At 71.9% G+C, this 12,718-nt stretch carries 13 protein-coding genes; 9 read left to right on the forward strand and 4 right to left on the reverse strand.

Annotated elements, in window-relative coordinates:
* The first annotated feature begins 174 nt into the window (after positions 1-174).
* Both F4556_RS19755 and phoP read left to right on the forward strand, forming a co-directional pair.
* Positions 175-1,443, forward strand: a complete 1,269-nt coding sequence (locus F4556_RS19755; RefSeq protein WP_184917958.1) for a sensor histidine kinase — start codon at positions 175-177, stop codon at positions 1,441-1,443.
* Entirely contained in the window at positions 1,440-2,135 is a 696-nt protein-coding gene (phoP, locus tag F4556_RS19760; protein ID WP_184917961.1) for a two-component system response regulator PhoP, read from the forward strand. Before F4556_RS19755 ends, phoP begins: the two co-directional genes overlap by 4 nt.
* Before the next feature lie 58 nt (positions 2,136-2,193).
* On the opposite strand, the gene F4556_RS19765 is transcribed toward phoP, so the two are convergent.
* Positions 2,194-2,880, reverse strand: coding sequence for a DUF461 domain-containing protein (locus F4556_RS19765; protein WP_184917964.1), 687 nt, complete (start codon positions 2,878-2,880; stop codon positions 2,194-2,196).
* Positions 2,881-3,253: 373 nt separating this feature from the next.
* Here F4556_RS19765 and F4556_RS19770 point away from each other — a divergent pair, with 373 nt between their 5' ends.
* The 7 genes from F4556_RS19770 (at position 3,254) to F4556_RS19800 (ending at position 9,996) form a co-directional block, all read left to right on the forward strand.
* A complete protein-coding gene (locus tag F4556_RS19770; RefSeq protein ID WP_030244332.1) occupies positions 3,254-3,736 on the forward strand; it encodes a CarD family transcriptional regulator in 483 nt (160 codons plus the stop codon).
* Positions 3,737-3,974: 238 nt separating this feature from the next.
* Positions 3,975-4,748 (forward strand): 2-C-methyl-D-erythritol 4-phosphate cytidylyltransferase, encoded by a 774-nt coding sequence (gene ispD / locus F4556_RS19775; RefSeq protein WP_313068367.1) that lies wholly within the window; start codon positions 3,975-3,977, stop codon positions 4,746-4,748.
* Positions 4,738-5,229: a 2-C-methyl-D-erythritol 2,4-cyclodiphosphate synthase gene (gene ispF / locus F4556_RS19780; RefSeq protein ID WP_184917970.1), complete on the forward strand. Its 492-nt coding sequence runs from the start codon at positions 4,738-4,740 to the stop codon at positions 5,227-5,229. Before ispD ends, ispF begins: the two co-directional genes overlap by 11 nt.
* A gap of 98 nt (positions 5,230-5,327) precedes the next feature.
* A complete protein-coding gene (locus tag F4556_RS19785; protein WP_184917973.1) occupies positions 5,328-5,720 on the forward strand; it encodes a PPOX class F420-dependent oxidoreductase in 393 nt (130 codons plus the stop codon).
* A 72-nt stretch (positions 5,721-5,792) separates the two neighbouring features.
* Complete coding sequence (gene cysS, locus F4556_RS19790; RefSeq protein ID WP_184917976.1) at positions 5,793-7,187, forward strand: cysteine--tRNA ligase; 1,395 nt, start codon at positions 5,793-5,795, stop codon at positions 7,185-7,187.
* 119 nt (positions 7,188-7,306) lie between these two features.
* Positions 7,307-8,302: a 23S rRNA (guanosine(2251)-2'-O)-methyltransferase RlmB gene (rlmB, locus tag F4556_RS19795; RefSeq protein ID WP_184917979.1), complete on the forward strand. Its 996-nt coding sequence runs from the start codon at positions 7,307-7,309 to the stop codon at positions 8,300-8,302.
* A gap of 182 nt (positions 8,303-8,484) precedes the next feature.
* Positions 8,485-9,996, forward strand: coding sequence for a DoxX family protein (locus F4556_RS19800; protein ID WP_221503654.1), 1,512 nt, complete (start codon positions 8,485-8,487; stop codon positions 9,994-9,996).
* 64 nt (positions 9,997-10,060) lie between these two features.
* Here the strand turns inward: F4556_RS19800 and F4556_RS19805 are convergent, their stop codons facing one another.
* From F4556_RS19805 to F4556_RS19815, 3 genes are all read right to left on the reverse strand, one after another.
* The gene (locus tag F4556_RS19805; RefSeq protein WP_184917985.1) at positions 10,061-10,807 is read right to left on the reverse strand and encodes a nucleotidyltransferase family protein; all 747 of its coding nucleotides are present in this window, start codon (positions 10,805-10,807) and stop codon (positions 10,061-10,063) included.
* A gap of 64 nt (positions 10,808-10,871) precedes the next feature.
* Entirely contained in the window at positions 10,872-11,309 is a 438-nt protein-coding gene (locus F4556_RS19810) for a hypothetical protein (protein ID WP_184917988.1), read from the reverse strand.
* A gap of 204 nt (positions 11,310-11,513) precedes the next feature.
* A complete protein-coding gene (locus tag F4556_RS19815; protein ID WP_184917991.1) occupies positions 11,514-12,605 on the reverse strand; it encodes an ABC transporter ATP-binding protein in 1,092 nt (363 codons plus the stop codon).
* Between the last annotated feature and the right edge of the window lie 113 nt (positions 12,606-12,718).

The following is a 12,718-nucleotide window of genomic DNA, read 5'->3' on the forward strand; positions in this document are numbered from 1 at the left end:
TAGTGCCGTCACCGCCCGCGCGGGCTGCGCAACCCACCTTGGGCCGTTCGGGCGACCACGCACGGCCGGTGCAGTGAACCAGTGGCAGCGTGAAGGTGAATTCTCGGCAACGCGCGGCCGATGCCTTGATCTCACCCCGGGGGTGGGCCGCCGTCATGCGCTTACGCTGGCCACATGGACGTGAATGTGGCCCTCGCCGCAGCCTGCGCCATAGCCGGGCTCGGTGTCGGTCTCACAGCCGCGATCGCCTTCCGCTGGAGTGAGCGGGAGCAGGCCAGGGCAGGCAGCGGAACCAAGGGCGGAAAGACAGGTGTCGGCAGCGCGCCGACCCAGGAGCCATCGCTCCCGCCGGGCGTGGACACCGTGCTCTCGGTGCTGCGCTCCTGCGCGATCGTGCTCGGCGACGGCGACGAGGTGGTCAAGGCCAGCTCCGCCGCGTACGCGATGGGCCTGGTCAGGGGTGGTGCGATGGCCGTGGAGCAGATGCTCTCGCTGGCCCGGGCCACCCGCAGGGACGGCGAGATCCGACAGGTCGAGCTGGAGGTGCCCAGGCCGGGCGCGGCCCGGGCCACCGACCCGCTGGCGGTCTCCGTCCGGGTCGCCCCGCTCGGCTCCCGGCTGGTCCTGGTGCTGGTCGAGGACCTCACCGAGCGCCGCCGGATCGAGGCGGTCCGGCGGGACTTCGTGGCCAACGTCTCGCACGAGCTGAAGACCCCGGTCGGCGCGCTCTCACTGCTCTCCGAGGCGGTCGCGGACGCGTCCGACGACCCGGAGGCGGTGCAGCGCTTCGCCGGCCGGATGCAGATCGAGGCCACCAGGCTGGCCAGCCTGGTGCAGGAGATCATCGACCTGTCCCGGGTCCAGGACGACCAGCTGATGGTCGACCCGGAGCCGGTCCCGGTGGACACCCTGATCGCCGAGGCGATCGACCGCTGCCGCCAGCCCGCCGCCGCCAAGCAGATCCACATCGCGGCGGGCGGCATCGGCGGCCTCTACCTGCACGGCAACCGCGGCCAGCTGGCCGCCGCGCTGGGCAACCTGGTGGAGAACGCGGTCAACTACAGCCCGCCCCGAACCCGGGTGGCGATCGCCACCCGGCGGATCTCCAGCGCCGCCGCCCTCGGTGAGGCGGACGGCGAGCTGATCGAGATCTCGGTGACCGACCAGGGCATCGGCATCTCCGAGAAGGACCGCGAGCGGATCTTCGAACGCTTCTACCGCGTCGACCCGGCCCGCTCCCGCGCCACCGGCGGAACCGGCCTCGGCCTCTCCATCGTCAAGCACGTGGCGGCCTCCCACGGCGGCACCGTGTCGGTGTGGAGCGTCGAGGGCCAGGGTTCCACCTTCACCGTCCGACTTCCCGCCGGTCAGGCTCCGGCGGCGAGCCAGCAGAGCCCAACCACTCTCCCCAACCCCCTTCCTGCCCCGGAGGCCCGATCGTGACCCGAGTACTGGTGGTCGAGGACGAGGAGTCGTTCAGCGACGCCCTGTCGTACATGCTCCGCAAGGAGGGCTTCGAGGTGGCCATCGCCGCCACCGGCCCCGACGCGCTGGAGCAGTTCGAACGCAACGGCGCCGACCTGGTGCTGCTCGACCTGATGCTCCCCGGCCTGCCCGGTACGGAGGTCTGCCGTCAGCTCCGGGTCCGCTCCAACGTCCCGGTGATCATGGTCACCGCCAAGGACAGCGAGATCGACAAGGTGGTCGGCCTGGAGATAGGTGCCGACGACTACGTGACCAAGCCCTACTCCACCCGCGAGCTGGTCGCCCGGATCCGCGCGGTGCTCCGCCGCCGTGGTGAGGACGGCAACGGCGGTGCGGACGGCGGCGGCCCCGGCGCGCTGGAGGCCGGCCCGGTCCGGATGGACGTGGACCGGCACGTGGTCACGGTGGACGGCGCCAAGGTCGACCTGCCGCTCAAGGAGTTCGACCTGCTGGAGATGCTGCTCCGGAACGCCGGCCGGGTGCTCACCCGGATGCAGCTGATCGACCGGGTCTGGGGCGCCGACTACGTCGGTGACACCAAGACCCTGGACGTCCACGTGAAGCGCCTGCGGGCCAAGATCGAGCCGGACCCGGGTGCCCCGCGCTACCTGGTGACGGTCCGTGGCCTGGGCTACAAGTTCGAGCCGTAAACCGACGTACCGAAGGCCCCCGCTCGCACCGAGTGGGGGCCTTCGGCATGACGCGGTGTCAGTGCGAGGCAGCCGCGGTGGTCGACGCCGAGGCACCGGCGGACGGCGACGCCGAGCCGGAGGCGCCGGCCGAAGCCGAAGCCGAAGCCGAAGCGGAGGCCGAAGCGGAGGCCGAAGCGGACGGCGAGGCCGAGGCCGACCCGGAGGCGGACGGGGTCGCCCCGTGGTTGGCGGTCGGGCCGAAGTCCTCGTACAGGCCCTTGGCCGGGTGCACCTGGGCCTCGGTGGAGACCTTGCCGGCCTTCGCGAACGAGAACGAGGCGGGGGTGAAGCCACCCACCTCCAGCTTGGCCGAGGTGACCTTGGCGACCGGCTGGCCCTCGCCGCCGATCAGCACGGCACCGCCGGCCGGGATGACGATCTCGGACAGCGTGGCGCCCTTGGCGTCCGCGAAGGTCGCCGCGACGCCCTCGCCGACGGTGATCGACTGCAGGGTCTCGGCCTTGTCGCCGGCGTTGCTGATGTTCACCGTGAGCTGGGCCGGACCGGCGTGCTCGGAGCTGGACCCGGCCGCGGTCACCACCACGATGTTGTTGAGCTTGAGGTTCTCCCCGATCGACGTCGCGGCGTTGTCCGGCTTGATCTGCAGGGTGTCCGGGGAGTTCCCGGCGGCACAGGCGGACAGCGGGAGGATCGCGGCGAGGGCGATCGCGGCGATCGCGCCGCGTCGAAGGCTGCGGCTCACGGCGGCGGCATCTCCTTGGAATCTCGGGTCGGTGGTCAGGGTCAGATTACCGACCGCGATTGTCCGGTCCTCACGGGGTGGCCCCGTGTCGCGGGTGGAGTCCCGGCGAGGATGGTCGGCGAGGCCCGCCGGGGGCCGCGACCGCGTATACGGCAAAAACCCATGATCCAATCATGGTTTCGGGAGTGTTGCCAGAGGTTTCGTCAGGTGTGTATACCGCCTCCGACCTGCGGGAAGGCCCCGTCGAACACCGGTCGCAGCACGCCGGAGGGGCCCTTGTCAAGCCCCGAGACCGGCTCTGACCTGCGAAAACGCCCTTCGGGTGGGCCGAGAACCATGTTATTCTGGTAAGCCACGGAAGGGGCCCTGTCACATGACGTTCAAGGTTGGCGACACGGTGGTCTACCCCCATCACGGGGCTGCGCTGATCGAGGCCATCGAGATTCGCCAGATCAAAGGTGTGGACAAGACCTACCTGGTGCTGAAGGTGCAGCAGGGAGACTTGACGCTGCGCGTGCCCGCGGAGAACGCGGAGTTCGTCGGTGTGCGCGACGTAGTCGGTCAGGAAGGCCTGGACCGGGTGTTCGAGGTGCTGCGGGCACCGTACACCGAGGAGCCGACCAACTGGTCGCGCCGGTACAAGGCGAACCTCGAGAAGCTCGCCTCCGGCGATGTGATCAAGGTGGCCGAGGTCGTCCGCGACCTGTGGCGTCGCGAGCGTGAGCGCGGTCTCTCGGCCGGAGAGAAGCGGATGCTCGCCAAGGCGCGCCAGATCCTGGTCAGCGAGCTCGCACTCGCGGAGAACACCAACGAGGACAAGGCGGAGACGCTGCTCGACGAGGTCCTGGCCTCGTAGTACAGCCCCCCGCATGTCGAAGCGCCCGATGCCGGTGCGTCACCATGGTCACGTACGTGACCCGGGTGGTCACCCGGCACCTCGGGCGCTTCGGCGTACCCGGGCGCCGGTGGCGTACCCGGGCGGTGGTCCGAACGGCCTGACGGAGCCCGGTGCTTTCGGAAGGGACCGAGGCACCGCCGGGTGTTCGCCAGGGCCATACCCATCGCGCCGAAGGCGCGAAACCTGACCGCGAAACTTGGAAGAACCGGCACAGCGCCGAAGGAGCGAAACCCTGAACGGCACAGCAGCAGTCGCAGCAGCCGTGGTCCCCGCCGCCGGGCGGGGCGAGCGGCTCGGCCCCGGAGCCCCGAAGGCCCTGCGCGAGCTCGGCGGGGTGCCCCTGCTGGTGCACGCGGTCCGGGCGCTGGCGCGCAGCCGGGCGGTCGGCCTGGTGGTGGTGGCGGCCCCGGCGGAAGGGGTGGCCGAGGTGATCGCCCTGCTGGACAGCCACGGGCTGGACGGCAAGGACATCCGGGTGGTGGCCGGGGGTGACACCCGGCAGGAGTCGGTCCGGCTCGGCCTGGCCGCGATCCCGGCCGAGGTCGGCATCGTGCTGGTGCACGACGCCGCCCGGCCGCTGGTCCCGGTCGAGGTGGTGGACGCGGTCGCCGCGGCCGTCCGGGCCGGGGCCGAGGCGGTGGTGCCGGCGGTGCCGCTGGCCGACACCGTGAAGCTGGTCGAGCCGCAGAGCGGTGGCCGCCCGGAGCCGGTGCTGGACACGCCCGACCGTTCGGCGCTGCGGGCGGTTCAGACGCCGCAGGGCTTCCGTCGGGACGTGCTGGCCGCCGCGCACGAGCGCGCGCTCACCGAGCCGGTGGCGGTGACCGACGACGCCGGTCTGGTGGAGCGGTTCGGCGGCCGGGTGGTCGTGGTGCCGGGCCACGAGGAGGCGTTCAAGGTGACCCGCCCGCTGGACCTGGTGCTGGCCGAGGCCGTACTCGCCCGGAGGAGGGCCTCCGATGGCTTCTGACGCTCCGCTGATCCCGCTGGTCGGGATCGGCACCGACGTGCACGCCTTCGAGGTCGGCCGCCCGCTCCGGGTGGCCGGGCTTGACTGGCCGGACGCCGAGTTCGGGCTGGCCGGGCACTCCGACGCGGACGTGGCGGCGCACGCCGCCTGCGACGCGCTGTTCTCGGCGGCCGGGGTGGGCGACCTGGGCGCGCACTTCGGCACCGACCGCCCCGAGTGGTCAGGCGCCTCCGGCGTCACACTGCTCGCCGAGGCGGCCCGGATCGTCCGGGCGGCGGGCTTCGAGATCGGCAACGTCGCGGTCCAGGTGATCGGCGTCCGCCCGAAGATCGGCAAGCGCCGGGCCGAGGCGCAGGCCGCGCTCTCGGCGGCGGTCGGCGCGCCGGTCTCGGTCTCCGGCACCACCACCGACGGCCTGGGCCTGACCGGCCGGGCCGAGGGACTGGCGGCGATCGCCACCGCGCTGGTGTACCGGGCTTAGCCCGTTCGGTGGCCTGACGGGTGTTCAGTTCCCGTGGGTGACGCCCGGTTCACTAGCGTGGCCGGTGAAACCGGGCGTACCGACGGAAGGGGCCCCGCATGGCCGTCCAGCTCTCCGACCAGGCCAAGGCGCTGTTCGACGCCAAGTCCTTCGTCACCGTCTCGACCGTCCAGCCGGACGGCAGCCCGCAGTCCTCGGTGGTCTGGATCAAGCGGGACGGTGACGACGTGCTGTTCTCCACCGTCGAGGGCCGTCGCAAGCACCTCAACATGGTCCGGGACCCGCGGATCAGCCTGCTCGTCAACCCGCCGGACCACCCGTACCGCTACCTGGAACTGCGCGGCGAGGTGACCATGACCAGGGAGGGCGGCCGGGAGCTGATCGACGAGCTGTGCCGGAAGTACCTCGGCCACGACTACCGCAACGACGGCCCGGAGGACATCCGGGTGGTGGTCCGGCTGTCGCCCCGCAAGGCGGTCGGCAACGCCTGAACCCGGCGCAGTTGACGTCCGCGTGGGCGAAAGGTGGCGGGGCACCCCCCGCCGCCCACTACGCTTGACGCTGTGAGCCTTCGCCTGTACGACACCAGCACCCGCCAGGTACGCGACTTCGTCCCGCTTGTACCGGGCTGTGTCTCCATGTACCTGTGTGGCGCGACCGTCCAGGCGCCCCCGCACATCGGACACATCCGGTCCAACCTCAACTTCGACGTGATGCGCCGGTGGTTCGGCTACCGCGGCTACCAGGTCACCTTCGTCCGCAACGTCACGGACATCGACGACAAGGTGATCCAGAAGGAGCGCGAGCTCGGCACCCCGTGGTGGCAGATCGCGTACACCAACGAGCGTGCCTTCAACGAGGGTTACGCGGCCCTGGGCTGCCTGCCGCCGTCGGCGGAGCCGCGGGCCACCGGCCACGTGCCCGAGATGATCGAGATGATGCAGACGCTCATCACGAAGGGCCACGCCTACGAGTCCGAGGGCAACGTCTACTTCGCGGTGACCACGTACCCCGAGTACCTGGCGCTCTCCAACCAGGAGCTGGACAACCTCCGGCAGCCGGAGAGCACCGGCGAGACCGGCAAGCGGGACCCGCGCGACTTCGCGATGTGGAAGCGGTCCAAGGAGGGTGAGCCCAGCTGGGAGACCCCGTGGGGCCGCGGCCGTCCCGGCTGGCACCTGGAGTGCTCGGCGATGGCGCACAAGTACCTGGGCAAGGCCTTCGACATCCACGGCGGCGGGCTCGACCTGATCTTCCCGCACCACGAGAACGAGATCGCCCAGTCGAAGGCGTTCGGCGACGACTTCGCCAACTTCTGGGTGCACAACGCCTGGGTCACCATGAGCGGCGAGAAGATGTCGAAGTCGCTCGGCAACTCGGTGCTGATCTCCGAGATGCTCCAGCGCTGGCGTCCGATCGTGCTCCGGTACTACCTGGCCGGGCCGCACTACCGCTCGATGATCGAGTACAGCGAGGAGTCGATCCGGGAGGCCGAGACCGGTTTCGGCCGGATCGAGGGCTTCATCCAGCGGGTGATCGAGCGCTGCGGTCCGGTGGACGCGGCGCCCGAGGTGCCGCTGGCCTTCGCCGAGGCGATGGACGACGACCTCGGTGTGCCGCAGGCGCTGGCCGTCGTGCACACCGCCGTCCGCCAGGGCAACAGTGCCCTGACCGCGGACGACAAGGAGAACGCGGTGGCGCGGCTGGCCGAGGTCCGTGCGATGCTCGGTGTACTGGGTCTCGACCCGCTCGACGACCACTGGGCCGGCGCCGAACGCGGCGACGACCTGCACGGGGTGGTCGACTCGCTGGTCCAGCTGGTGCTGGAGCAGCGGCAGGCCGCCCGGGGCCGCAAGGACTTCGCGACCGCGGACGCGATCCGCGACCAGCTCGTGCTGGCGGGTCTGTCCATCGAGGACGGACCGACCGGCTCACGCTGGACGCTCAACAACCAGTAACCCCGCTCACCGGGGTGAGGGTGGGCCGTACCGGACCGGTACGGCCCATCCGCATGACGCAGAGCATGCCGTCGGCGGTCGCCGCCGGGGCGTGCGAGACAGACAAGGGAAGTACAGCCATGGCCGGCAACAGCCAGCGCAGGAACCGACGCAACCCCGACTCGAAGAAGGGCGCGAGTGTCGGCACCGGCGGGCACAGCCGGAAGGCGCTCCAGGGCAAGGGCCCGACCCCGCCCGCCTCGGCCCGCAAGGGTCACATCAAGCAGCGGCAGGCCAACGCCGCCGTGAAGCGCGAGATGGACGCCAAGTCGCGGGCCGGCATGCGCCGGGCCGGCGCGAGCGGCCGTGGCGGCCGTGGCGGTTCGGGCGCGGCCGAGCTGGTCTTCGGCCGTAACTCGGTGGTCGAGGCGCTGCGCGGCGGGGTGCCCGCCACCGCGCTGTACGTGCTGCAGTTCATCGACACCGACGACCGGGTGCGCGAGGCGCTGCAAGCCGCCACCGAGCGCGGTGTGCCGCTGATGGAGGCGCCGCGCGTCCAGCTCGACAACATGACCGGTGGGATGAACCACCAGGGCATGGTGCTCCAGGTCCCGCCGTACGAGTACGCGCACCCGGAGGACCTGCTGGCGGACGCCGCCGACAACGGCGAGGACCCGCTGGTGATCGCGCTGGACGGGGTCACCGACTCCCGCAACCTGGGCGCCGTGGTCCGTTCCGCCGCCGCCTTCGGGGCGCACGGCGTGGTGATCCCGGAGCGCCGGGCCGCCGGCATGACCGCCGGGGCGTGGAAGACCTCCTCGGGCGCCGCAGCGCGACTGCCCGTGGCGCGCGCCACCAACATGACCCGCGCGCTGGAGGCGTACCAGAAGGCCGGTCTGCTGGTGGTCGGCCTGGCGGCCGACGGCGAGGCTGAGATCGGCGATCTGGCGGCGCTCACCGGCCCGGTCGTGATCGTGGCCGGCAGCGAGGGCAAGGGCCTCTCCCGGCTGGTCTCGGAGACCTGTGACATCCGAGTGCGGATCCCGATGCCGGGTGCGACCGAGTCGCTGAACGCCGGTGTCGCGGCGGGCATCGTGCTCTACGAGGCGGCCCGGCTGCGGGCCAAGGGCGCCTGAAACACCGGAACCTGACGCTCATTTGTCGTAGTGAACCGATCGGGCCTGGTCAGGCCCGGTCGGTTTACTCATGATCACTTCAATCGGCGTCAGGAATCCACCCGGGAGAGTGTCCTAACCGGCCGTCACCCGGTTAGACGGGTGTGGACACCAGAACACCTCGGCGCCCTGCCCCGGGCGGCATGGCGGGAATAGATGCCGGCCCCGGCCTCAACACGGTCAAGGTGCCGTCCGACCCGGCTCGGCTCAGCAGTACCCAGGCCAGCTTCCGGGTCCGGCTGGCCGCCCCGGTGGCCCCGCTGATCGACGCCCCGGCGGGCGCGGCCTTCGGCGACCCGTACTCGATGGCGGCCTTCACCCCACGGCCGATGGTCACCCCCCAGGTCGTGGTCGGCGGCGTGCCGGTCCCGGCGCTGGCCGGTGCGGCCGGCGCGGTGGTGGCTGGTGCCGCCCCGGGCCGGCGCAAGGGGCGGGTCACCGCCGTCACCTGGACGGGCCAGGCGGCCCCCGGCGACCTGGCGGCCACCCAGCTGCTGGAGGCGGTCCGGCTCAACACCGTGCCGGCCCCGGCCGGGCCGGTCGGCGGCGAGGCCACCGAGCAGCTCCGGGCGTACCGGCAGAGCCCGGCCAGGCCGCCGGAGCCGGAGCCGGTGGAGAGCTGGGCCCCGGCGGGCGAACTGCCCGAGGTCTCGGCGACCGGCGCCGACTCCCGGCACGCCTGGTACCCGGGCCGCAAGGTCGACCTCGGCCTGGTGCTGCTGCCGCTGCGGATCGTGCTCGGCTCGCTCTCGGTCTACGCCGGGTTCAGCAAGCTCTGCGACCCGGTGTACTTCGACGGCGGCGACCGCGGCTCGATGATGCGCTGGCTCGCCTCGCTGCACCCGTGGGGGGTCGCGCAGCCGCTGCTGGACTTCGCGATGGCCCACCCGGTGGGCTCCGGGCTCGCGGTCGCGTTCATCCAGATCGTGGTCGGCGTGCTGTCGATCCTCGGGCTCTGGCAGCGGGCCGCGGCCGGCATGGCGATGGCGCTCTCGGCCGCGCTGCTGTTCACGGTCAGCTGGCGGGCGGTGCCGGTCTACGACACCCCCGACCTGATCTTCCTGGCCGCCTGGAGCCCGCTGCTGATCGCCGGGGCACCGTTCGGCTCGCTGGACGGCCGGATCGCGCTGGAGGCCTGGCGCCGGTACGGCTCCTCGGCCCCGGCCGCGCTGCGGCGGCGGATCCTGCGCCGCAGCGGCGTGGTGACCGCCGTGGTGGTCGGGCTGACCCTGCTGCTCGGCTCCATGCTCGGCGCGGCGGTCCGTACCGGCGGCCGTACCGACCCGGCCCCGGCCAAGCCGCCGACCGACTTCGGTTCGCCGATGTGGCCCGGCAACGGCCCCTCGCCGACGCCGGCCCCGGCCGGTCCGGCGCCGAAGACCCCCGCACCGACCCCGACCCCCTCGCCCAGCAAGAGCGGCAGCGGCAAGCCCCGCTCGACCAAGTCGGAGTCCGGGTCGGTCGCCCCGGTGCCGTCGGGCAAGGGCAGCACCGCCGGTACCGGTTCCGGCGGAAGCGCCGGCGCGGGCGGGACCGCGCCCAGGCCGGCCAGCAGCAGCAGTTCGAGCGGGCTGCTGGGCGGGGTGCTCGGCGCTCCGCTGCTGGTCGGGATGGGCTCGGGCTCGGGCTCGGGCCCGGCCGGGGTGGACGCCTGAGCTGAACACGCGGAAGCGCGGTGGGCCGGTTGGTACGGTCCACCGCGCTTCTGGTTTTCCTTCGTCAGGATGCCGTCGCCGCCAGCTCCTTGGCCGCCTCGGTGAGGTCCTTCGCGGTGTCGATCGCCCGCCAGTAGCACCCCTGCGGCAGCTGGTAGCCCGCCAGCCGCTTGCTGCGGGCGAGTTGGGGGAAAGTGGTGCGCTCGTGGTCGCCGACGTCCGGCAGCAGCTCCTGGAAGCCCGGCGCGAAGACGTACAGCCCGGCGTTGATCAGGAAGGGCGAGGGCGGCGCCTCGATGAAGTCCAGCACGTTGCCGAACTGGTCGGTCTCCACCGCGCCCCACGGGATCCGCGGCCGGGCCAGCGCGAGCGTCGCGACGGCGTCCCGCTCGTGGTGGAAGGCGGCCATGTCGCGCAGGCTGAACCTGGTCCAGATGTCGCCGTTGGTGGCGTACCAGGGTTCGGCGGGCCGGGGGAGCGCCTTGGCCGCGTGCTTCAGGCCGCCGCCGCGGCCGAGCGGGACGGTCTCCACCACGGTGCTGACGGCGAGCGGCAGGTCGGCCTGGTCGAGCCACTCCTGGAGCACCTCGGCGAGGTGCCCGCAGGAGATCACCACATCGGTCACCCCCTCGGCGGCGAGCCAGCCGAGCTGGTGGCCGAGGATGGGCATCCCGGTACCCGGGATCTCGACCAGCGGCTTGGGCCGGTCGTCGGTGTACGGGCGCAGCCGCGAACCCTGCCCGCCCGCCAGGATGACGGCCTGGGTCACGGCGGGGGAGTGCGGGTGCGATGCGGTCGAGTCAGCGGTCATGACAGCACTCTAGGGCGGCCGGCGTGACCGTACGGGCCGCGGGCCGCGCGGCCCGCGGTGGGGCTTAGCCGACCACGCCCGCCGCGAACGAGCCGTCGCAGACCGGGCGGGCGAACGAGCGGGCCCGCTGCGCGTCGCCCTGGTACTTGCGCACGGCGGCCTTGCCGAGGTCGGCGGCCAGCGTGCTGCAGTACGGGGTGAGCGCGGGCTTCTCCCGCATGGTGCGCTCCAGCAGGTCGAGCGCGGTGCCCGGGTTGTGGGTGCGCAGCTCGTCCATCAGGTCGACCCGGAGGGCGTCCTGCGGGGCCATGCCCTGCGTGTTGGTGGCGGTGGCGGTGCGGCCGATGGTGCCGTCTCCACTGGAGGCGGCCACCACCTGCTGGTCGAGGCCGGTCGGTGGCGCCCAGGGGACGCGGGTGACGGCGAGCGTCCCGGTGGTCACCAGGATCACGGGCAGGGTCAGGGCAACGGTCTGGCCGATGCGGCGCACGAGCTGCTTCACGGTCAGGAGCGTAGCGGTGTGTGGGGTCGAGGTCGCCCTCCGTTACCCCAATGAGTGACGCGTGTCCTGTTTCGTCCCGCCGTCCGGTTGACGCACGGCGCACGGACGACCGAACCCCCGACCGGTGAGGCCCCGGTCGGGGGTTCGTGATGTCGACAAGTCGTCAGACGCTCAATGGGCGCCGACGGGTCGTCAGACTGGTTGTCAGGCGCTCAGGCGGGCACCGGTGGTGGTGTTGAAGACGTGGGTCTCGCCGCCGGTCGGGACCACGTGGATGGTCTCGCCCTTCGCCGGGATCTGGCGGCCGTGCACGCGCACGACGATGTCCTTGTCGTCGCCACCGATCTTGGTGGTGCCGTAGACGAAGCCGTCCGCGCCGAGCTCCTCGACCACGTTCACGGTCACCGCGACGCCCTCGATGCCGCCCGCCGGGACGATCTCGAAGTGCTCCGGACGGATGCCGACGGTCACGCTCTTGTCGGTGCCGGCGCCGGCCAGCTCGTCACGGGAGATGTTGATGACCGAGCCGCCGAACTTCACGCCGCCGTCCACCAGCGGGACGTCGACCAGGTTCATCGCGGGCGAGCCGATGAAGCCGGCCACGAAGAGGTTGGCCGGGCGGTCGTACATGTTGCGCGGGCTGTCGACCTGCTGCAGCAGACCGTCCTTGAGCACCGCGACGCGGTCGCCCATGGTCATGGCCTCGACCTGGTCGTGGGTCACGTAGACGGTGGTGATGCCCAGGCGGCGCTGGAGCGACGCGATCTGGGTACGGGTCGAGACGCGGAGCTTGGCGTCCAGGTTCGAGAGCGGCTCGTCCATCAGGAAGACCTGCGGCTCGCGGACGATCGCGCGGCCCATCGCGACACGCTGACGCTGACCACCGGAGAGCGCCTTCGGCTTGCGGTCCAGGTAGTCGGTCAGGTCGAGGATCTTCGCGGCCTCCTCGACCTTGGCGCGGATCTCGGCCTTGTTCACGCCGGCGATCTTGAGCGCGAAGCCCATGTTGTCCGCGACGGTCATGTGCGGGTAGAGCGCGTAGTTCTGGAACACCATCGCGATGTCCCGGTCCTTCGGCGGCAGGTGGGTGACGTCGCGGTCGCCGATGCGGATCGCACCGCCGTTGACGTCCTCCAGGCCCGCGAGCATCCGGAGGCTGGTGGACTTGCCACAGCCGGAGGGGCCGACCAGGACGAGGAACTCGCCGTCCTCGACGTGCAGCTCCAGGGCGTCCACGGCGGGCTTGGTGCCGCCGGGGTACAGCCGGGTCGCCTTGTCGAACGTGACAGAAGCCATGGTTCTTGCACTCCTTCACCGGCAGGAACGTGCCGGACGATCCGAGTAAAGGTTGGGTTGTCGTCCGCCGCCCCGGTCAGTGGTCTGAACCACCACCGCGACGACTTCTCGCG

Source organism: Kitasatospora gansuensis, assembly GCF_014203705.1.
Lineage (GTDB): Bacteria > Actinomycetota > Actinomycetes > Streptomycetales > Streptomycetaceae > Kitasatospora > Kitasatospora gansuensis.

Bases quoted from the DNA above. Each gene is read 5' to 3' on its own strand.
- F4556_RS19755 (WP_184917958.1), top strand. From the start codon at position 175: ATGGACGTGAATGTGGCCCTCGCCGCAGCCTGCGCCATAGCCGGGCTC.
- F4556_RS19770 (WP_030244332.1), top strand. From the start codon at position 3,254: ATGACGTTCAAGGTTGGCGACACGGTGGTCTACCCCCATCACGGGGCT.
- ispF (WP_184917970.1), top strand. From the start codon at position 4,738: ATGGCTTCTGACGCTCCGCTGATCCCGCTGGTCGGGATCGGCACCGAC.
- F4556_RS19785 (WP_184917973.1), top strand. From the start codon at position 5,328: ATGGCCGTCCAGCTCTCCGACCAGGCCAAGGCGCTGTTCGACGCCAAG.
- rlmB (WP_184917979.1), top strand. From the start codon at position 7,307: ATGGCCGGCAACAGCCAGCGCAGGAACCGACGCAACCCCGACTCGAAG.
- F4556_RS19800 (WP_221503654.1), top strand. From the start codon at position 8,485: ATGGCGGGAATAGATGCCGGCCCCGGCCTCAACACGGTCAAGGTGCCG.
- F4556_RS19805 (WP_184917985.1), bottom strand. From the start codon at position 10,807: ATGACCGCTGACTCGACCGCATCGCACCCGCACTCCCCCGCCGTGACC.
- F4556_RS19815 (WP_184917991.1), bottom strand. From the start codon at position 12,605: ATGGCTTCTGTCACGTTCGACAAGGCGACCCGGCTGTACCCCGGCGGC.